General features: G+C 53.9%; 23 protein-coding genes. 12 read left to right on the forward strand and 11 right to left on the reverse strand.

The window, feature by feature from the left end; translation table 11 throughout:
* Positions 1–69 precede the first annotated feature (69 nt).
* The 3 genes from rhaD to rhaM all read left to right on the forward strand — a co-directional run bounded on the left by rhaD (position 70) and on the right by rhaM (position 2,549).
* The gene (gene rhaD, locus ABTW00_RS23060; protein ID WP_433637848.1) at positions 70–900 is read left to right on the forward strand and encodes a rhamnulose-1-phosphate aldolase; all 831 of its coding nucleotides are present in this window, start codon (positions 70–72) and stop codon (positions 898–900) included.
* Positions 901–1,089: 189 nt separating this feature from the next.
* On the forward strand, positions 1,090–2,238 hold the full coding sequence (gene fucO, locus ABTW00_RS23065; protein ID WP_433637851.1) for a lactaldehyde reductase: 1,149 nt from the start codon (positions 1,090–1,092) through the stop codon (positions 2,236–2,238).
* The gene (rhaM, locus tag ABTW00_RS23070; protein WP_433637854.1) at positions 2,235–2,549 is read left to right on the forward strand and encodes an L-rhamnose mutarotase; all 315 of its coding nucleotides are present in this window, start codon (positions 2,235–2,237) and stop codon (positions 2,547–2,549) included. Before fucO ends, rhaM begins: the two co-directional genes overlap by 4 nt.
* A gap of 39 nt (positions 2,550–2,588) precedes the next feature.
* Here the strand turns inward: rhaM and ABTW00_RS23075 are convergent, their stop codons facing one another.
* The 3 genes from ABTW00_RS23075 to ABTW00_RS23085 form a co-directional block, all read right to left on the reverse strand.
* The gene (locus tag ABTW00_RS23075) at positions 2,589–3,983 is read right to left on the reverse strand and encodes a carbohydrate porin (RefSeq protein ID WP_433637857.1); all 1,395 of its coding nucleotides are present in this window, start codon (positions 3,981–3,983) and stop codon (positions 2,589–2,591) included.
* A 356-nt stretch (positions 3,984–4,339) separates the two neighbouring features.
* On the reverse strand, positions 4,340–4,510 hold the full coding sequence (locus ABTW00_RS23080; RefSeq protein ID WP_074416830.1) for a DNA-binding protein: 171 nt from the start codon (positions 4,508–4,510) through the stop codon (positions 4,340–4,342).
* A gap of 155 nt (positions 4,511–4,665) precedes the next feature.
* Positions 4,666–4,878, reverse strand: coding sequence for a DUF1471 domain-containing protein (locus ABTW00_RS23085; protein WP_433637860.1), 213 nt, complete (start codon positions 4,876–4,878; stop codon positions 4,666–4,668).
* A 130-nt stretch (positions 4,879–5,008) separates the two neighbouring features.
* Here ABTW00_RS23085 and ABTW00_RS23090 point away from each other — a divergent pair, with 130 nt between their 5' ends.
* Positions 5,009–5,521: a Crp/Fnr family transcriptional regulator gene (locus tag ABTW00_RS23090; protein WP_433637863.1), complete on the forward strand. Its 513-nt coding sequence runs from the start codon at positions 5,009–5,011 to the stop codon at positions 5,519–5,521.
* A 35-nt stretch (positions 5,522–5,556) separates the two neighbouring features.
* Positions 5,557–6,090 (forward strand): YgjV family protein, encoded by a 534-nt coding sequence (locus ABTW00_RS23095; protein ID WP_433637866.1) that lies wholly within the window; start codon positions 5,557–5,559, stop codon positions 6,088–6,090.
* Here ABTW00_RS23095 and fdhD read toward each other — a convergent pair.
* Positions 6,057–6,851 carry a formate dehydrogenase accessory sulfurtransferase FdhD gene (gene fdhD / locus ABTW00_RS23100; protein WP_433641120.1) on the reverse strand — a complete coding sequence of 265 codons (795 nt, stop codon included), beginning with the start codon at positions 6,849–6,851 and terminating at the stop codon, positions 6,057–6,059. The genes ABTW00_RS23095 and fdhD overlap by 34 nt on opposite strands.
* Positions 6,852–7,299: 448 nt before the next feature.
* Here fdhD and fdnG point away from each other — a divergent pair, with 448 nt between their 5' ends.
* From fdnG to fdhE, 4 genes are read left to right on the forward strand one after another with little or no spacing between them, the layout of a single operon-like run.
* Positions 7,300–10,350 (forward strand): formate dehydrogenase-N subunit alpha, encoded by a 3,051-nt coding sequence (gene fdnG / locus ABTW00_RS23105; RefSeq protein WP_433637869.1) that lies wholly within the window; start codon positions 7,300–7,302, stop codon positions 10,348–10,350.
* A gap of 12 nt (positions 10,351–10,362) precedes the next feature.
* Positions 10,363–11,265, forward strand: coding sequence for a formate dehydrogenase subunit beta (gene fdxH / locus ABTW00_RS23110; protein ID WP_064540463.1), 903 nt, complete (start codon positions 10,363–10,365; stop codon positions 11,263–11,265).
* Positions 11,262–11,897, forward strand: a complete 636-nt coding sequence (gene fdoI, locus ABTW00_RS23115) for a formate dehydrogenase cytochrome b556 subunit (protein WP_433637873.1) — start codon at positions 11,262–11,264, stop codon at positions 11,895–11,897. The genes fdxH and fdoI overlap by 4 nt, the downstream gene beginning before the upstream one ends.
* Positions 11,894–12,823: a formate dehydrogenase accessory protein FdhE gene (fdhE, locus tag ABTW00_RS23120; protein WP_061380387.1), complete on the forward strand. Its 930-nt coding sequence runs from the start codon at positions 11,894–11,896 to the stop codon at positions 12,821–12,823. The genes fdoI and fdhE overlap by 4 nt, the downstream gene beginning before the upstream one ends.
* Before the next feature lie 37 nt (positions 12,824–12,860).
* On the opposite strand, the gene ABTW00_RS23125 is transcribed toward fdhE, so the two are convergent.
* Both ABTW00_RS23125 and ABTW00_RS23130 read right to left on the reverse strand, forming a co-directional pair.
* Complete coding sequence (locus ABTW00_RS23125; RefSeq protein ID WP_433637876.1) at positions 12,861–13,232, reverse strand: type II toxin-antitoxin system VapC family toxin; 372 nt, start codon at positions 13,230–13,232, stop codon at positions 12,861–12,863.
* Positions 13,229–13,483 carry a CopG family transcriptional regulator gene (locus ABTW00_RS23130; protein ID WP_433637878.1) on the reverse strand — a complete coding sequence of 85 codons (255 nt, stop codon included), beginning with the start codon at positions 13,481–13,483 and terminating at the stop codon, positions 13,229–13,231. The genes ABTW00_RS23125 and ABTW00_RS23130 overlap by 4 nt, the downstream gene beginning before the upstream one ends.
* 198 nt (positions 13,484–13,681) lie before the next feature.
* Between ABTW00_RS23130 and ABTW00_RS23135 the strand changes: the two genes are divergently transcribed.
* Positions 13,682–14,602: an alpha/beta hydrolase gene (locus ABTW00_RS23135; protein WP_433637881.1), complete on the forward strand. Its 921-nt coding sequence runs from the start codon at positions 13,682–13,684 to the stop codon at positions 14,600–14,602.
* 22 nt (positions 14,603–14,624) lie between these two features.
* Here the strand turns inward: ABTW00_RS23135 and fabY are convergent, their stop codons facing one another.
* The 5 genes from fabY to typA form a co-directional block, all read right to left on the reverse strand.
* Positions 14,625–15,566, reverse strand: coding sequence for a fatty acid biosynthesis protein FabY (fabY, locus tag ABTW00_RS23140; RefSeq protein WP_064540475.1), 942 nt, complete (start codon positions 15,564–15,566; stop codon positions 14,625–14,627).
* A gap of 44 nt (positions 15,567–15,610) precedes the next feature.
* Positions 15,611–16,048: a D-aminoacyl-tRNA deacylase gene (gene dtd, locus ABTW00_RS23145; protein WP_064540478.1), complete on the reverse strand. Its 438-nt coding sequence runs from the start codon at positions 16,046–16,048 to the stop codon at positions 15,611–15,613.
* Complete coding sequence (locus tag ABTW00_RS23150) at positions 16,045–16,911, reverse strand: virulence factor BrkB family protein (RefSeq protein WP_064540481.1); 867 nt, start codon at positions 16,909–16,911, stop codon at positions 16,045–16,047. The genes dtd and ABTW00_RS23150 overlap by 4 nt, the downstream gene beginning before the upstream one ends.
* Positions 16,905–17,504 (reverse strand): glucose-1-phosphatase, encoded by a 600-nt coding sequence (gene yihX / locus ABTW00_RS23155; protein ID WP_433637887.1) that lies wholly within the window; start codon positions 17,502–17,504, stop codon positions 16,905–16,907. The genes ABTW00_RS23150 and yihX overlap by 7 nt, the downstream gene beginning before the upstream one ends.
* Positions 17,505–17,636: 132 nt before the next feature.
* On the reverse strand, positions 17,637–19,460 hold the full coding sequence (gene typA / locus ABTW00_RS23160; RefSeq protein ID WP_064540486.1) for a ribosome-dependent GTPase TypA: 1,824 nt from the start codon (positions 19,458–19,460) through the stop codon (positions 17,637–17,639).
* Positions 19,461–19,843: 383 nt separating this feature from the next.
* On the opposite strand from typA, the gene glnA reads away from it, so the two are divergent.
* Both glnA and glnL read left to right on the forward strand, forming a co-directional pair.
* On the forward strand, positions 19,844–21,253 hold the full coding sequence (glnA, locus tag ABTW00_RS23165) for a glutamate--ammonia ligase (RefSeq protein ID WP_064540489.1): 1,410 nt from the start codon (positions 19,844–19,846) through the stop codon (positions 21,251–21,253).
* Positions 21,254–21,459: 206 nt separating this feature from the next.
* Complete coding sequence (gene glnL, locus ABTW00_RS23170; protein WP_065357316.1) at positions 21,460–22,509, forward strand: nitrogen regulation protein NR(II); 1,050 nt, start codon at positions 21,460–21,462, stop codon at positions 22,507–22,509.
* Positions 22,510–22,515 lie beyond the last annotated feature (6 nt).

Genomic DNA, 22,515 nt, shown 5'->3' on the forward strand with positions numbered 1-22,515 from the left:
AACAACAGCCATTGTAGACCCGATAAGCGCAGCGCCATCGGGCATCAAAGTACACAGGACAACAAGACTATGCAGACCATTACCGACTCCTGGTTCGTCCAGGGCATGATCAAAGCCACCTCTGACGCCTGGTTAAAAGGCTGGGACGAGCGCAACGGCGGCAACCTGACGCTGCGCCTCGACGAAGCGGATATCGCACCATTCACCGCCGATTTCCACGCCGAACCGCGCTATATCGCCCTGAGCCAACCGATGCCAATGCTGGCGAACACGCCGTTTATCGTCACCGGTTCCGGTAAATTCTTCCGTAATGTGCAGCTCGACCCGTCCGCTAACCTCGGCGTCGTGAAGGTGGATAGCGATGGCGCGGGCTATCACATTTTATGGGGGCTGACTCACGAAGCGGTGCCTACCTCCGAGCTGCCCGCGCATTTCCTGTCGCACTGCGAACGTATCAAACTGACCGACGGCAAAGACCGCGTCATCATGCACTGCCACGCGACCAACCTGATCGCCCTGACCTACGTGCTGGAAAACGATAGCGCGCTGATCACCCGCAAACTGTGGGAAGGCAGCACCGAGTGTCTGGTGGTCTTCCCGGACGGCGTCGGCATTCTGCCGTGGATGGTGCCAGGTACCGATGAAATTGGTCAGGCGACCGCCGTTGAAATGCGTCAGCATTCTCTGGTGCTGTGGCCGTTCCACGGCGTCTTCGGCAGCGGCCCAACGCTCGACGAAACCTTTGGTCTGATTGATACCGCCGAAAAATCCGCAGAAGTGCTGGTTAAGGTGTACTCAATGGGCGGCATGAAGCAAACCATCACGCAGCAAGAACTGATTGCTCTCGGCCAGCGCTTTGGCGTGACGCCGATGGCCAGCGCATTAAATCTGTATAAATAAGCATATCGCCTGACCTCAGCCATTGAGGTCAGGCTTCAGAATGCATCCCATTATCTCAACGCTGAGCTAATGGGATGAGTTCTTAGCCCGCTTGAGGCGCAACTCTTACCCATTCTCCCTCCCTGACCATCACCGCAAACCAGCCGAGGGAACACAGGATTTCACAAGTTAGGTATCAAGGAGAACACCATGAGTTTTATGTTAGCACTGCCAAAAATCAGCCTGCACGGCGCGGGTGCCATTGCCGATATGGTTAACCTGGTTGCCGGGAAACAGTGGGGCAAGGCGCTGATCGTCACCGACGGTCAGCTGGTGAAGCTGGGTCTGCTGGACAGCCTGTTTACCGCGCTGGATGCGCATAAAATGTCTTACCACCTGTTCGATGAGGTTTTCCCCAACCCGACCGAAGCGCTGGTGCAAAAAGGTTATGCCACATACCAGGCCGAAGGCTGTGATTACATCATCGCCTTCGGCGGCGGCAGCCCAATCGACACCGCGAAAGCGATTAAGATCCTGACCGCCAACCCAGGCCCATCCACCGCCTACTCTGGCGTGGGTAAAGTGCTGAACGCGGGTGTACATCTGGTGGCGATCAATACCACTGCCGGCACCGCCGCCGAGATGACCAGCAACGCGGTCATCATCGACACCGACCGCCAGGTGAAAGAAGTCATCATCGATTCGAATATCATTCCGGACATCGCCGTGGACGATGCCAGCGTGATGCTTGATATTCCTGCCTCAGTCACCGCAGCAACCGGTATGGACGCGCTGACCCACGCGGTCGAAGCGTATGTTTCCATTGGCGCACATCCGCTGACCGACGCCAACGCGCTGGAAGCGATCCGCCTGATTACCCTATGGCTCCCGAAAGCCGTCGACGACGGCCACAATCTGGAAGCCCGCGAGCAGATGGCCTTTGGCCAGTATCTGGCGGGAATGGCGTTCAACAGCGCCGGTCTGGGCCTGGTGCATGCGCTGGCGCATCAGCCGGGCGCAACCCACAACCTCCCTCACGGCGTGTGTAACGCTATCCTGCTGCCGATCATCGAAAACTTTAACCGCCCGAACGCGGTGGCGCGTTTTGCCCGCGTCGCGCAGGCGATGGGCGTCGATACCCGCAATATGAGCGACGAAGCCGCCAGCATGGAGGCAATCAACGCTATTCGTCAGCTGAGCGCGCGCGTTGGCATTCCTGAAGGTTTCAGTAAACTGGGCGTGACCAAAGAAGACATCGAAGGATGGCTGGATAAAGCGCTGGCTGACCCTTGCGCACCCTGTAACCCGCGTACCGCCAGCCGCGATGAAGTCCGCGAGCTGTACCTGGAGGCATTATGATCCGTAAAGCCTTTGTGATGCAGGTTAACGCCAACGCACACGAAGAGTACCAGCGCCGCCACAATCCCATCTGGCCGGAGCTGGAAACCGTACTGAAATCCCACGGAGCGCACCACTACGCGATTTATCTCGATCAAGCGCGCAATCTGCTGTTTGCTACCGTCGAAATTGAGTCTGAAGAGCGCTGGAATGCGGTGGCCAATACCGACGTGTGCCAGCGCTGGTGGAAATACATGACCGACGTGATGCCGTCAAATCAGGACAACAGCCCGGTAAGTGCAGAGCTAAAGGAAGTGTTTTACCTGGATTAACCCACGAAAAAGGCCTCTGCTTCCAGAGGCCTTTGTTTTTTAGAAGTAATATTTAAAACGAACGCGCGCACCATAGCGATCGTCAGATCCATCACCGTTGTGACCATCACCATCGCTGTTCAGGATAGAGTAATAGGTACCGAGATAGATATTAAAATTCTGCATATCCATGACGTTGGCAAACTGGTAGGAAGCATGGAAGGTATGAATGTCATAAGTCCCTTCATCGTCAATCCAGCAATCGTTGTCACACACAACACCCGCATAGTCATCAATCTTGTTATGTGCATAGATATAGCCCAGTTCAAAACGCTTCCACAGTACGTTAGCCGCCGCAGTGAAGTCTTTTTCGTTGTTCGCATCAAGATAGGCTGTATTGACGTTAACCACGATGCCATCATCCGGATCGTTTTTCAGCCCATTCCATGTCATGGTCAAGCCGTAGCCGGTACGGTCTGACTGATCGACAAATTCACCTTTACTATTGGTGTAGCCGTAAGCGTTATTAACAACGTTACTTTCCATCGCAGCAGAAATGGTGAGTTCATCCGTCGGGGACCAGGCCACAACCGGGCGCAGATAAGCCACATTTTTCTGCTGTTCCATCTCACGCCCGTGATAATCGCCATCGTTATACAATGACGTACCATCTTCCAGCAGGGTGTTTAATTCGAAATACCAGTTATCAATTTGTTTGCTCATCAGGAAATTGCCGCCCGAATCAGAACGGCCACGGCCTTCTTTCATCATATAGATATAACCGCTACCATCGTCATAAAGATCGTTGGCAGTATTCCCTGAATGTTCAACGAAGGTATCCTGATTAAGCGGGAACATATCGTAGGCTTCGAAACGGCCAACTTTAATTTTCCAGTCGTTTTCCTTACCAAAGAAGAAGACCGAGTCATCGATATTCACTGAACCGGAAAGATCACCCAAAGGTTGTGCCGAGAACCCTGCGAAATAGCCGTTATCCAATTTACGCATACCATCAAAACCCAGAAGAATACGACCGTTCACGTCCCATTTTTCATTCGTCGGGTCACCATCATAGGTTGAGTTTGTCATGGCCAGTAAGCCATGATTACTTTCGGCATCCATATTGAATTCCACGTCGCCGTAGATTTTCAGATCGCCATAACCGGATAACACAAGGTTAGGCGTAGAGGCGTTTTTCTTCGTTTCTTCGGCTGAAGCCTCTCCGTTCACAGGCGTGTTGCCCTGTGCCGCCTTAATTTGTTTAATCTCAGCCGCCTGCTGCACCTGCAGGGCCTGAACTTTTTGTTCAGCCTGCTCGGCACGACTTTCTGCTGCTTCCAGACGAGTTTCTAACTGTTCCAGTCGCTGTTCCAACGTCATCTTCGTTGTTTTAGCGAAACCGGTATTGGCCACTAATAATAATCCAATAGCGATAGCTAATGTCGACTTCTTCATTATTCACTTTCCTTGAAATAAAGAACATCCCAGAAATCCCAGGAGAGATTTCATGCGCACTTGTATAACGGCGATGAATTTTTTATCATCTACTCCATAAAGGACATTAACCTTTATAGAAAGATATATTTCTTAATAGATGCAAAAACACTAGCTAATAAACTTTAGTGCGTAAATAAGGTTCTTTAAAAGATCGTGAGCGAGATAACACTGAAAGAGAATAAAAGATGAATATCGGATAGTATTTATAACAACCAACCAATAAAAATGAAAAACAAATAAAAATTAAATATTATTTAGATAATATGATTATTAAAGATAGATGCAAAATTCTATATATCTACATCCCTGTACACTCAGTTTTGCTCTGCCAGCAGAATCGCCATTGTGTTCGGTTCCAGCACTTTAAACAGATGTTCGTCATCGGCAGGGTAGCAGATGTCATCCCCGGCATTGAGTTCTTCCGGCACGCCCGGCAGACAGGTCGCAAGCAACGTTGCCTGGTCGTTGGCCTGCCCGGCAATCACCCTGGAGCCTTCGACCGACGAATGACCTGCGTTTTATTCGCCTGCGACTCAAGCAGACGCGCAAAAGGAATAGCCAACACTAGCGCATTGCTGCGTCTGCCGGGTATAAACGAAAAAAGCGCCCCGAGGGCGCTCTTTCGACACTAGCTAATGGCTTATTTGGTCAGTTCAGCGGTCATATGCACGCGGTTACCGGCGTAAGCCTGAGTAATTTTGTAAGAGCTGGCGCCTGCCTGTTCAGCCTGAGCGGCAATTTTCGCTTCTGCACCGTCAATAGTAGAGGCAGTTGCGGTCACTGTTTGCGCAGCGAAAGAACCGAAAGAAGCGGCCAGAGTCATAACTGCGACAAAAGTTTTGATGCTTTTCATGATATAAACCCTTTAATTTAGTTGTTTGGATAAGGCGTATTGCCTTGATGTGATAAATATTAGGTCACATCTCGATCAACTAAAAGCGGAATGATTTGCATTTGTCTTTCAATTTTTTTGAGATAAAAATATGCCGTTGAATCAGCAGTTACTGACGAGTCGTAAAAAGTCGCAGAGCGCGGGGGCCTGGCTGCTGCATCAGGGTGAGGTGCAGAGCCATTTTTACTATTTACATCAGGGTGTTGTGCGAGCGGTTTATCACTCCGATAGGGGCGTGGAGCGCGTTAAAGAGTTCTATTTTCCGGGTGAATGCTGCTTTTTATACCTTAACTGGCTGACGGCAACGCCGGCGGATTATAGTCTGCAGATGGTCACCGCAGGCGAAACCAGCGACATTCCTCTCTCCTTTTTCGAGGCCGCTGAAAACCAGGATTTCAAGATGCAACTCCTCATTCAGCAGTTGATCTACAAAGAAAAGAAAGAACAGATGCTGTTGTTCAACACGCCAGAGCAACGCTACCGCTACGTCCAGACTCAGTTCCCACACTGGGAATCACAGCTAACGCAACGGGATCTCGCTAGCTATATCGGTATTACCCCCGTGAGCCTCTCACGTATTCGCCAGCGTCTTAACAAAAGTTAACGCGAGGTCGGATTAAGCCCATTATGGTGATGCCATTGATTTGCGAATTGGCTGCCGTGATGACCGCTTTCCTGCTTTCCCAGATACTTGCAAGCGTCAGCTTTGCGCTTGATATTACCGCTTTTCATTTTCATCGTCGGGTGCAAACGCTGACGGTACTCGCCTGTTCCACCGGTCTGCTGGCATGGCATTTTTATCTTCTACAACAGCCTGTTGCTGCCGTGTTGATGGCGATTGCGGCCTGCCGCTTTGCGATTGCTGTCGTTACGCTTCGTCTGTGGGTGATGTGGGGGTTTATGGTGGTATCGATGGCCTGTAGCGCCTACTTCTGGCAGGGAATAGCAAGCCTTTTGCCGCTGATGGGTAGCCTGCTGATGACCTTTGCCGCGTTTCAAGGTCAGAGCACCAGGCTACGCGGATACACGCTTTGCGGCAGCGTGTGTTGGCTACTGAACAACATAATGGCGGGATCGCCGGTCGCTGCGGTCATGGAACTCGCGTTTTCAGGCAGTATTCTGCTGGCTGCCTGGCGGCATTACTCCGCAACCAGACGTTCCGGATGGGTATAAATCGTCGCTCTTCCCGGCTTACAGAAGCCTACCAGCGTCAGATTGCAGCGTTCAGCCACTTCGACCGCCAGCGTGGTAGCGGCAGAGACGGCGAACAGAATTTCAACGCCACACATCGCGGATTTTTGCACCATTTCATAGCTGGCGCGGCTGGAAACCAGCGCGGCTCCCTGCTGCCACAGCACGCCTTCTTTAGCGCGACGCCCCAGCAGTTTATCCAGCGCGACGTGACGACCGACGTCTTCATGGCCGCCCACCAGCTCGCCGGAGGGCATAATCCATGCCGCCGCGTGCGTACAGCCCGTTTCACGGCCAACGGGTTGCACGTCATCTAAATGCCTGAGCGCGTAATCGAGATGAGCCAGATCGAACGTCTGGCTAAAGGGCAGCGGTTTTATCGGCCTGCCAATATCGTTGAGTTGCTCAACGCCGCACACGCCGCAGCCCGTACGGCCAGCCAACGCCCGACGGCGCTCTTTCAGCCCCATAAAGCGGCGGCTGGAAAGCTCGATGCGAACCTCCATGCCGTTACAGGCAGGGACAACATCCATACCGAAGATTTCCCGGGGATGCTCAATGATGCCTTCCGACAGTGAAAAGCCGATAGCGAAGGCTTCAAGATCTTTTGGCGTCGCCATCATCACGACGTGGGAGATGCCGTTGTAGACCAGCGCAACGGGAACTTCTTCGGCAAGAATATCCTGTGTGGGTTGCATAATTTGTGGCCTTCTGAAGACGGTACGCTCGGCTGCGCCAACCAGCTGTAACGAGGGCTCGACTTCATCTTTAACATTAAACACGGCAAATACTCTGAACGGCGTAAAAATAAGGGGCGTCTATTCCATCACAACATCAGGGAATTGAGGCTTATTATGGATCAAGTTTGTGGTGCAATAACGCACAATCTTGATTTATTTCGCCGCTGATTGCGCCAGACCGGCGCATTAATCCCTTATGGTTAAGGTCGTTGAGGGCGCGCCTGGGGGATGTTTTATTTCGGCTAAATTGCGATCGATATCACAGTTCAATGTTAATGCATACAAAATCAATTCACCTACCATTAACCGCGTTAGAACAAGCCTACCGATAATGTGGTATTCTGGATCAAAGCCCTCCTGGAACTGAGGGCATCGCATTATTCAGCATCTTTGCCGAGATAGGGCGAAGGACAACTACAAGCAATGACAATGTCGAAACAAGGAGTGAACCATGCAGGTCAGCAGAAGGCAGTTCTTTAAGATCTGCGCTGGCGGTATGGCAGGAACCACGGCAGCAGCACTGGGCTTTGCCCCGAGCATCGCACTCGCGGAAACACGGCAGTATAAATTGCTGCGTACTCGTGAGACCCGTAACACCTGCACTTACTGCTCTGTCGGCTGTGGGCTTTTAATGTATAGCCTCGGCGACGGCGCAAAAAATGCGAAAGCCTCGATTTTCCATATCGAAGGGGATCCGGATCACCCGGTAAACCGTGGTGCACTGTGCCCTAAAGGTGCAGGTCTGGTGGACTTTATCCACTCAGAAAGCCGTCTTAAGTACCCTGAATATCGCGCACCTGGTTCTGATAAATGGCAGCAAATCAGCTGGGATGAAGCATTCGATCGTATCGCTAAGCTGATGAAGGCTGACCGCGACGCCAACTTCGTCGAAAAAAACGATGCCGGCACCACCGTTAACCGCTGGCTCACGACCGGTATGCTGTGTGCCTCGGCGTCCAGCAACGAAACCGGCTATTTAACCCAGAAATTTACGCGTGCACTCGGTATGCTCGCGGTCGACAACCAGGCGCGTGTCTGACACGGACCAACGGTAGCAAGTCTTGCTCCAACATTTGGTCGCGGTGCGATGACCAACCACTGGGTCGACATCAAGAACGCCAACCTTATTGTGGTGATGGGCGGTAATGCCGCTGAAGCTCACCCGGTCGGGTTCCGCTGGGCGATGGAAGCCAAAATTCACAACGGCGCTAAGCTGATTGTTATCGATCCCCGCTTTACGCGTACCGCGTCGGTGGCGGATTTCTACGCCCCAATTCGCTCCGGTACTGACATTACCTTCCTGTCAGGCGTGATGCTGTACCTGTTGAACAACGAAAAATTCAACCGCGAGTATACCGAGGCGTATACCAACGCCAGCCTTATCGTGCGCGAAGACTTTAGCTTCGACGACGGCCTGTTCAGCGGTTATGACCCGGAAACGCGCAAGTACGATAAGACTTCCTGGAACTACGAGCTGGATGAAAACGGTCACGCGAAACGGGACGCCACCCTCACCCATCCGCGCTGCGTCTGGAATCTGCTGAAACAGCACATTTCGCGCTACACGCCGGAAATGGTTGAGAAGATTTGCGGTACGCCAAAAGCTGACTTCCTGAAAGTGTGCAAATACATCGCCGAAACCAGCGCCCACGACAAAACCGCCTCGTTCCTTTATGCACTGGGCTGGACGCAGCACTCCATCGGCGCGCAAAACATCCGTACCATGGCAATGATTCAGCTGCTGCTGGGCAATATGGGGATGGCTGGAGGTGGCGTAAACGCCCTGCGCGGGCACTCCAACATTCAGGGGCTGACCGACTTAGGCTTGCTGTCACAGAGCCTGCCGGGCTATATGACGCTGCCAAGTGAAAAACAGGCTGACCTGCAAACCTATCTGACCGCCAACACGCCAAAACCGCTGCTGGACGGCCAGGTTAACTATTGGGGCAACTATCCGAAGTTCTTCGTCTCAATGATGAAATCGTTCTACGGAGATAAAGCCACGGCGGAAAACAGCTGGGGCTTTGACTGGCTGCCGAAATGGGACAAAGGCTACGACGTTCTTCAATATTTCGAGATGATGAATCAGGGCCTGGTCAACGGCTATATCTGCCAGGGCTTCAACCCGGTTGCCTCATTCCCGAACAAAAATAAGATTGTCGCCTCGTTGTCAAAACTGAAGTATCTGGTGACCATCGACCCGCTCAACACCGAAACCTCGACCTTCTGGCAGAACCATGGTGAGTCGAACGATGTTGATCCGTCGAAAATCCAGACCGAAGTGTTCCGTCTGCCGTCCACCTGCTTTGCCGAGGAGAACGGTTCTATCGTTAACTCCGGACGCTGGCTGCAGTGGCACTGGAAAGGCGCGGATGCCCCTGGGGATGCGATCACCGACGGTGAGATCCTCGCCGGTATCTTCATGCGTCTGCGTAAAATGTATGCCGAAGAAGGCGGCCCGGCGCCAGAGCCCGTGCTGAACATGACCTGGAACTACTCGACGCCAAATGAACCGGCTTCCGAGGAAGTGGCGATGGAGAGCAACGGTAAGGCGCTGGCTGATATTATCGACCCGGCAACCGGTGCGGTTATCGTGAAAAAAGGCCAACAGCTCAGCTCGTTTGCCCAACTGCGTGATGACGGGACAACCGCCAGCGGCTGCTGGATCTTCGCCGGTAGCTGGACGCCGGAAGGCAACCAGATGGCGCGCCGCGATAACGCCGACCCATCCGGCCTTGGCAACACGCTGGGCTGGGCCTGGGCGTGGCCGCTCAACCGCCGTATTCTGTATAACCGCGCTTCCGCGGACCCGCAGGGCAACCCGTGGGATCCAAAACGCCAGCTCCTGAAATGGGACGGCGCGAAGTGGGGCGGCGTGGATATTCCGGACTACAGCGCCGCGGCGCCGGGCAGCAACGTCGGGCCGTTCATCATGCAGCCGGAAGGGATGGGTCGCCTGTTTGCCCTCGATAAGATGGCAGAAGGTCCGTTCCCGGAGCACTACGAGCCGTTTGAAACGCCGCTGGGGACGAACCCGCTGCACCCGAACGTGATTTCCAACCCTGCCGCCCGTATCTTTAAAGGCGACAAGGAAGCGTTAGGAAAAGCGGACAAATTCCCGTACGTCGGTACCACCTATCGTCTGACCGAACACTTCCACTACTGGACCAAACATGCGCTGCTTAACGCTATTGCGCAGCCGGAACAGTTTGTGGAGATCGGTGAAAAGCTGGCAGATAAGCTCGGCATCGCCCACGGCGATACCGTCAAAGTCTCCTCCAACCGTGGCTATATTAAAGCTAAGGCGGTGGTGACCAAGCGTATCCGCACGCTGAAAGTGGACGGTAAGGATATCGATACTATCGGTATTCCAATCCACTGGGGCTACGAAGGCGTAGCGAAAAAAGGCTTTATTGCCAATACGTTGACGCCATTCGTCGGCGATGCGAACACGCAAACGCCGGAATTTAAGTCCTTCCTCGTGAACGTGGAAAAGGTGTAACGGAGACGACCTATGGCTTATCAATCGCAAGATATTATTCGTCGTTCCGCCACTAACGGTTTCACTCCCGCGCCGCGCGCGCGGGATCACCAGGAAGAGGTGGCAAAGCTTATCGACGTCACCACCTGTATCGGCTGTAAGGCCTGTCAGGTGGCGTGCTCGGAGTGGAACGACATCCGTGATGAAATCGGCAGCAACGTCGGGGTGTACGATAACCCCGCCGATCTGACCGCTAAATCCTGGACGGTCATGCGCTTCTCGGAAGTGGAGCAGAACGACAAACTGGAATGGCTGATCCGTAAGGATGGCTGCATGCACTGCGCTGACCCAGGCTGCCTGAAGGCCTGCCCATCGGAAGGCGCAATCATTCAGTATGCCAACGGTATCGTCGACTTCCAGTCCGAGCAGTGCATTGGCTGCGGCTACTGCATCGCAGGCTGCCCGTTCAACGTCCCGCGTCTTAACCCGGAAGACAACCGCGTCTACAAATGTACGCTGTGCGTCGACCGCGTGACCGTGGGGCAAGAACCGGCCTGCGTGAAAACCTGCCCAACCGGCGCTATCCACTTTGGCTCCAAAGAGGAGATGAAAACGCTGGCGGGCGAGCGCGTAGCCGAGCTGAAAACCCGTGGTTACGACAATGCAGGGCTGTACGATCCGGCCGGCGTTGGCGGTACGCACGTGATGTACGTGCTGCACCATGCCGACAAACCGAATCTGTACCACGGCCTGCCGGAAAACCCGGAAATCAGCGCTACCGTGAAGTTCTGGAAAGGCGTCTGGAAACCGTTAGCCGCTATCGGCTTTGCCGCCACGTTCGCCGCGAGCGTCTTCCACTACGTCGGGGTCGGTCCGAACCGTGCGGAAGAGGAAGAGGATAATCTTGATGAAGAGAAAGACGAGGTGCGCAAATGAAAAGACGTGACACCATCGTGCGCTACACGGCGCCGGAACGCATCAACCACTGGGTCACCGCCTTCTGCTTCATTCTGGCGGCGGTGAGCGGGCTGGGCTTTTTCTTCCCGTCCTTCAACTGGTTGATGCAAATCATGGGCACTCCGCAGCTGGCGCGCATTCTGCACCCGTTTGTCGGCGTTATCATGTTTGCGTCGTTTATCATCATGTTTTTCCGTTACTGGCACCATAATCTAATCAATCGGGATGATATCTTTTGGGCGAAGAATATTCGTAAGATCGTCGTCAACGAGGAAGTAGGTGACACCGGGCGTTATAACTTCGGCCAGAAATGCGTATTCTGGGCGGCGATTATCTTCCTGGTACTGCTGCTGGTAAGCGGTGTGATTATCTGGCGTCCGTACTTTGCGCCTGCTTTCTCAATCCCGGTGATCCGATTTGCGCTAATGCTGCATTCATTTGCCGCAGTGGCGTTAATTGTGGTTATCATGGTGCATATCTACGCCGCCCTTTGGGTGAAAGGCACCATTACCGCGATGGTGGAAGGATGGGTTACCAAAACGTGGGCGAAGAAACATCACCCGCGCTGGTACCGTGAAGTCCGCCAGAAACAGGAAAAGTCATCTGAATGAGTATTCGCATAATCCCGCAAGATGAGCTGGGTTCGAGCGAGAAACGTACGGCGGAAGTCATTCCGCCGTTGTTGTTCCCCAGACTCAAGAACCTCTACAATCGTCGCGCCGAGCGTCTGCGCGAGCTGGCAGAGAACAACCCGCTGGGCGACTACCTGCGCTTTGCGGCGCTGATTGCCCACGCACAGGAAGTGGTTCTGTACGACCATCCGCTGCGGATGGATCTGAGCGCGCGTCTTAAAGAGGCAAACGACCAGGGCAAGCCGCCGCTGGATATCCACGTTCTGCCGCGCGATAAACACTGGCATACGCTGCTGCACTCCATGATTGCCGAACTGAAACCGGAAATGAGCGGCCCGGCGCTGGCGGTGATTGAAAATCTGGAGAAATCCTCCGAACAGGAGCTGGAGCAAATGGCCAGCGCGCTGTTTGAGTCCGATTTCTCCTCCGTCAGCAGCGATAAAGCGCCGTTCATCTGGGCCGCCTTGTCACTTTACTGGGCGCAGATGGCCAGCCTGATTCCGGGCAAAGCCCATGCAGAATACGGTGAACAGCGTCAGTACTGCCCGGTGTGCGGCTCGATGCCGGTTTCCAGCATGGTGCAAATTGGCACCACGCAGGGGCTGCGCTATCTGCACTGCAACCTGTGTGAAACCGAGTGGCATGTCGTGCGCGTGAAGTGCAGCAACTGCGAACAAAGTCGCGACCTGCACTACTGGTCTCTGGATAACGAGCAGGCTGCGATTAAAGCCGAAAGCTGCGGCGACTGCGGCACCTACCTGAAGATTCTGTATCAGGAAAAGGACCCGAAAGTGGAAGCCGTGGCCGACGACCTCGCCTCGCTGGTGCTGGACGCGCGGATGGAGCAGGAAGGGTTCGCCCGTAGCTCTATTAACCCGTTCCTGTTCCCGGGGGAAGGGGAGTAAGTTCTCTGGTAAAGCCGGGCGGTCGTCCCTGCCCGGTTTACAATGCGTAAGGTACTATCACGCCGGGTAGCGTGGCAAAATCCTTTGTATTACGCGTGACTAGCTCTCTTCGGTGTATATGCGCAGTTGCCAGAATGATGGCATCCGGCAGCTTCATGCCATATTCCTGCCTCAGGTTGACACTCTTTTCGGCAATCTCTGGCGATATCTCTATGACCTCAAAAGCATTCAGGGCCATCCTTGTGCGTCGCTCCTGATGGAATCGCTTTGCGCCAACCATCACCTCCATCCATGTAATCAAGCTAATAGCATGCTGAGGTGGATACAAATCTAACGTCTTTTTAGCTTCAACCCGGCCACTGAACAGATCGATTAAAATATTGGTATCAAAGATGACTGGACAGTTCATCGCGTCCACTCCTCGCGGAGCTGCCTTTCGAATTCAACGCCATCGTCTTCACACTCTTGCCAAATCCCAAGCGCGCCGGCAATGGCCTGTTCAGCCTGATTTTGTTTCTCCAGATACATTTCTACCGCTTCACGTAATAGCTCCGCGCGTGGCATATTCCGCTGCTGCTTGAGTTCATCGAGACGCCTGATCACCTCATCTGATAAATCGAGAAGTATTCTGCCCATATCCCTTTCCGTCATCATGCTCATATATACCTCAAGTATATCATCCATGCTCAATAAGCGAACAAAATACACGCGATTCGTTAAACGTGGCACGCTCATTTTGTAGAAATAATCGTTTTTGCGAGCAGCTATCCAGAATACTGCTGCAACTTTATTTACCCATTTCCCTTCTCATTAAACCAGGTTATAAACTGTACATACATACAGCAAAAGGAGCGTTATATGCCACTGGAAAAAGGAATTGCCGAACTGGTCGCCGGGTTTATCGCCGCGGGTCGCCCCTCTTCACGAGAACAGAATATTGATGACCGGAGAGCGGGCTACATTGCCAGCACGACGCTGGCAGGCGAGAAAGAAATTCGGGTGAGTTCGGAAGATATCGTGCTGGAAGGCATGACATTTCGCGTCGTTTCGCCGCTGAACGCATCCGGTTCGCTGCCCTGTATCCTCTACTATCACGGCGGCTGTTTTGTTAGCGGCGGTTTTCTGACTCACGACCCCCAGCTACGGCAACTGGCCTGGAGAAGCGGCTGTAGGGTGATTGCCATTCAGTATCGTCTTGCGCCAGAGCACACCTTCCCTGCGGCTCATGACGACGCTGAACGCGGGGCAAATATCGTCCATCAATACGCGGAGCAGTTAGGTATCGATCGTGAACGTATCACGCTTGCTGGCGACAGCGCAGGCGGGCATTTGGCATTGGTCAGCGCGCTACGCCTGAAATCCGCCGCCCAATGGTCTCCGGCAAAGCTGCTGCTGATCTACCCGATGCTTGATGCTACCGCCAGTTTCCCTAGCTATACCAGCAACGGGCAAGACTACATCATCACCCGCGATACGCTGCTATCGGGCTTCGAAATGTATCTCCAGGGTACCGACGTCCGCCACCCGGAAGCCAGTCCGCTATGGCGTGATGATTTTGCCGGTTTACCGCCGGTACATATCCTCACCGCAGAGTTCGACCCGCTGCGTGATGAAGGCGAGGCGCTATATCACCGCCTGAACAAGCAGGGCGTGGCATGTACTTGCCAGCGCTATCTCGGCGTGATCCACGGATTTTTCCAACTGGGCGGCGTAAGCAAGGCAGCGCGGGACGCAATATACGACGTGGCCTGGCGCGCGGCCGCGGCCACTCGTGAATAAATAGCATCAGGAATCGCGGGCGCTACTCCTCTTCGTTGCCGCCTTCTTCGAAGGCGCCGAACGGCTTGGCCGGAAGCACAATATAAGTGCCTTCAAATACCACGCCCGCTTTTTCATCACCGAACAGCTCAACCTGTAGCTGAACGCGCGCTTTGCGGCCACGGGCCAGACGGTCCAGATCGCCGCTCAGCGACCCCAGATCGGCGATCGCTGTTGGTCTGCCGGTGATCGGCCTGCTGTAGCGGATATGGGCATCGGCTAAGATAATCGTGCCGCCAAGGTGGCGCTCACGCAACATCAACCAGATAAGGCCCCAGCCGGTCAGTGTCGCCAGCGAGAACAGGCTACCCGCGAATAACGTGTGGTGTGGATTCTGGTTGCCGGTTTCCGGCATGGTGGTGATAAATTTCTGCCCGGTGTACTGCTGAATACGCACGCCCATTTTTTCGCTGAGCGGGATATGATCGTACCAGGCCTGCTGCAGCTGTGCGCACCAGTCACCACGGTGCAGAATATCGTCCAGAGAGGCTACCGGTTTAATCATCAGAAAGTGGCGCACCGGCGTGGTTTGCGGGGTGGTAATTTCCCCCTGATTCACGAAGCCCAGCTTGGCGAAAAACGGCACGGCATCTTCACGTGCGCTACAGGTTACGCGCTTCACGCCTTCCTGTCGGGCGACAGATTCCAGCGTCATGGCGATCAGTGTCCCCAGACCTTTGTCCTGCACTTCAGGATGGACTGCCATAAAACGAATCGACGCTTCGTTATCGGCGTTGATGTACAGCCGCCCGACAGCGACCAGCTTTCCCTGTTCATCCACCACCATCTGATGGTGCGCCATCGCGTCCCAGGCGTCTCGCTCGGAGCCTTTCGGCTGATGCAGCGGCTTACGCAGCATTTCCCAGCGAAACTGGTAGTATTCCTCTAACTCTTCTGCCGTTTGCGGTACTCGGAGATGGTACATAATCGCGCTCTCTTTTGCCCCCCGCGTTCTTCCGGGAAGTGGGTTCATACCTGTAACCAGAATGTCACGGGCCCGTCATTGACCAGCGACACCTGCATATCCGCAGCGAATCGTCCCGTTTGCGTGTTGATCTCCTGCTGGCGACAGCGCTGCACAAAGTACTCATAGAGTTCTTCTGCGCGATCCGGAGCGGCTCCTTTGGAGAAACTCGGACGCATTCCGCGCTCGGTATCGGCCGCCAACGTAAACTGTGATACCACCAGCACGCTCCCGCCTGCCTGCTGCACGTTCAGGTTCATTTTGCCGTCGGCATCGCTAAAAATTCGGTAGCCGAGCACGCGCTCGCACAGGCGATTCGCTTTCTGTTCGTCGTCGTCTTTCTCTACGCCCAGTAGCACCAGTAGTCCAGGGCCAATCTCCCCCGTCACCTCGTCCGCCACGCTTACGCTGGCACGTGTGACGCGCTGAATTAATGCAATCATGGTTCTTCTGCTTCTTGTTGTTCTGATTTCAGTTTTCGGTATTCACCGAGAGTGACAGTTATTTCTGCGCCAAGCAAGACGATACACCACGTCCAGTAGACCCAGACAAACAAAATGGGGATCACCGCCAGCACGCCGTAAATCAACTGGTAAGAGGGAAATGCGGTGATATAGAGCGAGAAGGCTTTCTTGCCAAGTTCGTGCAGCAGCGCGGCGACCAGCGCCCCGACAATCGCATCGCGATTCGGCACCTGTGTTGTCGGAACGATGCTGTAGAGCAGCCAGAAAGAGAGCCAGGAGAGCAGCAGCGGGAACACCCGCAGCAGGTTATCAATCACGCCGTGCAGCTCGCTGGCCCAGCGCAGGGAAAGCAGATATGAGCTAATTGCCAGGCTCACCCCTGCCAGCAGCGGCCCGAGGGTGAGTATCATCCAGTAAACGGCGAATGAGTAAATTCTGGGGCGCGTACGCTTGCTGCGCCAGATGGTGTTTAGCGCGCTATCGATTGAGTACATCAACAGCAGCGCGGTAATGATCAGACCACAGGCGCCAAACGCGGTCATCTTGTTGGAGTTGGCGACAAACTGCTCGATATAGCGCTGAATAACGTCGCCGGTCGCGGGCAGGAAGTTAGCAAAAACGAAGTGGCGAATTTGCAAACTCACTTCCGAGAACATAGGAAAGGCCGCAAACAGGGCGAAAATCACCGCCACCAGGGGCACAAGTGAAAGCAACGACACATAGGCCAGATTGCCTGCCAGCGTCGTCATATTATCTTCTTCAATACGCCGCCAGAGGAATTTACTCCACGCCACCAGCGGCCGGGTATGATGAATACATTTTTGATGAACGGTTTTTAACATAACGACTTCATAAAATAGTCAGGCAGGGCTTCTCTCCCTGTCACCAGTACGCTGGCGATCCCCAACTGATTGGCTCCCTCTATATTATCGGCGTTATCGTCAAAAAAGACCGCATCGGCGGCAGAAAAACCTTCCAGCTCAAGTACACGCTGGTAAATACGGGCCTCTGGTTTACGCATGCCCATCTCCTGAGAGAGGTAAACATGGTCAGCGGCAGCATAAATTTGCGGATATTCATCCGGCCAGAAAGTGGTGTGCAGCGCGTTGGTGTTCGAAAGCACCACCACCCGGTGCCCCTGCTCGCGTAGCGTCTGCATGATATCGATAACTTCGGGACGCAGCGCGACGAATACCGCCTGCCAGCCGTGGGCAAACTGTTCGTAGCTCAGCGGAAGTTCCAGGTCGTGACACATCGCCTTCGCAAAAGCTTCATCCGATATTTCACCGCGTTCATGCTGGTGAAATGCCTCTCCCATCGTAAAGCGCTGCTTCAACTGCGCCAGCGGCACACGAGCAAGGTCGCTCCACGTTCCCAGAACACGGTTGAAATCAATGTCGACAATCACATTACCTAAATCAAAGATATAGAGCATTTTTGCCTCCGTTCACGCCGTGGAATTTTTACTGTAGCGGGAAAGGCGGGGTTTGACCATGAGCAAAAGCGCGCTATCAGAAAAAGAAAAACCCCGCCATAAGGCAGGGTTTTGGTCACGGAAAAAAGAAGATTACTCTTCTTTCGCACCGCGCATTGCGCGACGACGGTCGTTTTCCGTCAGGTGACGTTTACGGATACGAATAGACTGCGGAGTCACTTCGACCAGTTCGTCATCATCGATGAACTCCAGAGCTTGCTCCAGAGTCATGCGGATAGGCGGAACCAGAACAACCGCTTCATCCGTACCGGATGCACGCATGTTGGTCAGTTTCTTACCGGTCAGGCAGTTTACGGTCAGGTCGTTAGAACGGCTGTGAATACCGATGATCTGGCCTTCGTAAACTTCTGCGCCGTGGCCCAGGAACAGCTTGCCGCGGTCCTGCAGGCTGAACAGTGCGAACGCAACTGCTTTACCCTGACCGTTGGAGATCAGTACGCCGTTCTGGCGCTGGCCCACTTCGCCCTGACGGATATCGTCATAGTGGCTGAAGGTGGAGTACAGCAGACCGGTACCGGAGGTCATGGTCATGAATTCTGAACGGAAACCGATCAGACCACGGCTTGGGATCACGTAGTCGAGACGTACGCGGCCTTTACCGTCTGGATTCATGTTTTTCAGGTCGCCTTTACGCTCGCCCAGTGCCTGCATGACAGAACCCTGGTGCTGCTCTTCGACGTCCAGCGTTACGTTCTCGTATGGCTCTTGTTTGCGGCCATCGATTTCGCGGAAGATAACTTTCGGACGGGATACCGCCAGTTCGAAACCTTCACGACGCATGTTTTCAATCAGAACGGACAGGTGCAGTTCACCACGGCCAGAAACGCGGAACGCATCGGCGTCAGCGGTTTCTTCAACGCGCAGCGCTACGTTGTGCACCAGCTCTTTGTTCAGGCGGTCAAGGATCTGACGAGAGGTAACGAATTTACCTTCTTTGCCACAGAACGGAGAGGTGTTAACGCAGAAGAACATAGAAACGGTCGGTTCATCGACGGACAGTGCCGGCAGCGCTTCGACGTTCTGCGGATCGCAGATGGTGTCGGAGATGTTCAGCTCGCCCAGACCGGTGATGGCGATGATGTCGCCAGCTTCCGCGAGGGTGCTGTCGATACGTTCCAGACCCAGGTGAGTCAGCACTTTACCGACTTTACCGTTACGGGTTTTGCCTTCGCTATCGATGATAGTGATCTGCTGGTTCGGTTTCACTTTACCGCGTTTGATGCGGCCGATACCGATAACGCCAACGTAGTTATTGTAGTCCAGCTGGGAGATCTGCATCTGCAGCGGACCATCAAGGTCTACGTCCGGTGCCGGTACATGGTCAACAATCGCCTGATACAGCGGGGTCATGTCTTCAGCCATGTCTTCGTGATCCAGACCCGCGATACCGTTCAGCGCCGAAGCGTAGATGATCGGGAAGTCCAGCTGCTCGTCGGTCGCGTCGAGGTTAACGAACAGGTCGAAGACCTGGTCAACAACCCAATCAGGACGCGCGCCCGGACGGTCAACCTTGTTGATGACAACAATTGGCTTCAGGCCGTGAGCAAATGCTTTTTTGGTCACGAAGCGCGTTTGCGGCATCGGGCCATCAAAGGCATCAACTACCAGCAGCACGGAGTCAACCATGGACATAACGCGCTCAACTTCACCACCGAAGTCGGCGTGCCCCGGGGTATCAACGATGTTGATACGGTAGTCATTCCATTTGATAGCGGTGTTTTTTGCGAGGATGGTAATCCCACGCTCTTTCTCCAAATCGTTGGAGTCCATCACACGCTCTTGAGTTTCAGCACGCTCGTCGAACGTACCGGATTGCTGCAGCAGCTTATCAACCAGGGTAGTTTTACCATGGTCAACGTGAGCAATGATGGCGATGTTACGCAAATTTTCGATCACAACTTTGCCTCGGGCATTAGAAATAGCGCGTTATTGTACACGGATTAATCGCACTACAAAACAGGATCACAGAGATCCTCCGCAAACAAGTATCGCAGAGTTTCTTTGTGATCGCTTTCACGGAGCATAAAAAGGGCACCTAATCACAATTTGCACCAATATGGTGCTCAACGCTCGCGTGTAAGCACTATAATGGTGCAAAACGGCTATCATGGTGCAGCCCTTTTGCACTATGGTGCGCATGATAGCGCCTTTTGGGGGTGATTTAAAAGTTGGCACAGATTTCGCTTTATATTTTTCACGGCAACAACGCCATTTTTAAGCAGTGATAGAAGACCTCGTTACCACGACGACGACAATGACAAATCCGGGAGATGTAAAGTATGTCCGCTGAACACGTTTTGACGATGCTGAATGAACATGAAGTGAAGTTTGTCGATCTGCGCTTCACCGATACCAAAGGTAAAGAACAGCACGTCACGATTCCTGCCCATCAGGTTAATGCCGAATTCTTCGAAGAAGGCAAAATGTTTGACGGCTCCTCTATCGGCGGCTGGAAAGGCATTAACGAATCTGACATGGTTCTGATGCCGGACGCATCTACCGCTCTCATCGACCCGTTCTTTGAAGAGTCTACCCTGATTATTCGTTGTGACATCCTGGAACCAGGCACCCTGCAGGGCTACGACCGTGACCCGCGCTCCATCGCTAAACGCGCTGAAGAGTACCTGCGCGCGACCGGCATCGCAGACACCGTTCTGTTCGGGCCAGAGCCAGAATTCTTCCTGTTTGACGACATCCGCTTCGGCGCATCTATCTCCGGTTCCCACGTGGCTATCGATGATATCGAAGGCGCATGGAACTCTTCCACCAAATACGAAGGTGGTAACAAAGGTCACCGTCCTGGCGTGAAAGGCGGTTACTTCCCGGTTCCTCCGGTAGATTCTTCTCAGGACATCCGTTCTACCATGTGTCTGATCATGGAAGAAATGGGTCTGGTCGTTGAAGCGCACCACCACGAAGTGGCGACCGCTGGCCAGAACGAAATCGCGACCCGCTTCAACACCATGACCAAAAAAGCGGACGAAATTCAGATCTACAAATATGTGGTTCACAACGTCGCTCACCGCTTCGGTAAAACCGCGACCTTTATGCCAAAACCAATGTTTGGCGATAACGGTTCCGGCATGCACTGCCACATGTCCCTGTCCAAGAACGGCGTAAACCTGTTCTCCGGTGACAAATATGCGGGTCTGTCTGAGCAGGCGCTGTACTACATCGGCGGCGTTATCAAACACGCTAAAGCGATCAACGCCCTGGCGAACCCGACCACCAACTCTTACAAGCGTCTGGTCCCGGGTTACGAAGCGCCGGTAATGCTGGCTTACTCTGCCCGTAACCGTTCTGCTTCTATCCGTATTCCGGTAGTGGCTTCTCCGAAAGCGCGTCGTATCGAAGTGCGCTTCCCGGATCCGGCTGCTAACCCGTACCTGTGCTTCGCCGCGCTGCTGATGGCTGGCCTTGACGGTATCAAGAACAAGATCCACCCGGGCGAAGCGATGGACAAAAACCTGTACGACCTGCCGCCGGAAGAAGCGAAAGAGATCCCACAGGTTGCTGGCTCTCTGGAAGAAGCGCTGCAGGCTCTCGATGCAGACCGTGAGTTCCTGACTGCGGGCGGCGTATTCACTGATGAAGCTATCGACGCTTACATCACGCTGCGCACTGAAGAAAACGATCGCGTTCGCATGACTCCGCACCCGGTTGAGTTCGAGCTGTACTACAGCGTCTAATACGTTTTGAGTTGTACTTTCCCGATGATGTCGCGTCACTGCCGATGGGTGCTGACGCGATACTCGGGAATTGAGTTGCCGTGGAAACTTTCAGCCCATCTCAGGATGGGCTTTTTTCTCCACCAACAACCTGATTTCCCGCGCTTTTTATCCGTAAAAAGCTATACTGCACTAAAAGAGTGCAAGCCTTTTCAGGAGACTGCTAAATGGCAACAGGCGCGCTGCCCGATGCTGGGCAGATCCTTAACTCGTTAATCAACAGCATCTTACTGGTCGATGACGACCTGGCCGTTCACTATGCGAACCCTGCGGCGCAGCAGTTGCTGGCGCAGAGCGCGCGTAAACTTTTCGGCACGCCGCTTCCCGAGCTTCTGAGCTATTTCTCGCTCAACGTCGGTTTAATGCAGGAAAGCCTGCAAACCGGCCAGGGGTTCACCGATAACGAAGTGACGCTGGTTATCGACGGTCGCTCACATATTCTTTCGCTCACCGCGCAGCGGCTGCCTGACGGTTTTATCCTGCTGGAGATGGCACCGATGGACAATCAACGTCGCCTCAGCCAGGAGCAGCTACAGCACGCCCAGCAGATTGCCGCGCGCGATCTGGTGCGTGGCCTTGCCCACGAGATCAAAAACCCGCTGGGTGGCCTGCGCGGCGCAGCACAGCTGCTGAGCAAAGCGCTGCCCGACCCCGCGCTCATCGAATATACCAACGTCATCATTGAACAGGCCGACCGCCTGCGTAATCTGGTCGATCGCCTGCTTGGCCCGCAGCATCCCGGTACGCACGTTACCGAGAGCATTCATAAAGTGGCTGAGCGCGTGGTGAAGCTGGTTTCGATGGAGCTGCCGGAAAACGTCACTCTGATACGCGACTATGATCCAAGTCTGCCGGAACTGCCTCACGATCCCGACCAGATTGAGCAAGTTCTTCTTAATATCGTGCGTAATGCGCTTCAGGCCCTCGGGTCAGAAGGGGGCGAAATCGTCCTGCGCACCCGCACCGCTTTTCAGTTAACGCTACATGGCGTTCGCTACCGCCTGGCCGCCAGAATTGATGTCGAAGATAACGGTCCCGGCATTCCATCACATTTGCAGGATACGCTGTTTTATCCGATGGTCAGCGGCCGCGAAGGTGGCACCGGGCTGGGTCTGTCGATCGCGCGCAGCCTGATCGATCAGCACTCCGGCAAAATTGAATTTACCAGTTGGCCAGGCCATACCGAGTTTTCGGTTTTCCTGCCAATTAAAAAATAAGGTGTG

The organism is Kluyvera georgiana, from assembly GCF_050990895.1.
Taxonomy (GTDB): domain Bacteria; phylum Pseudomonadota; class Gammaproteobacteria; order Enterobacterales; family Enterobacteriaceae; genus Kluyvera; species Kluyvera georgiana.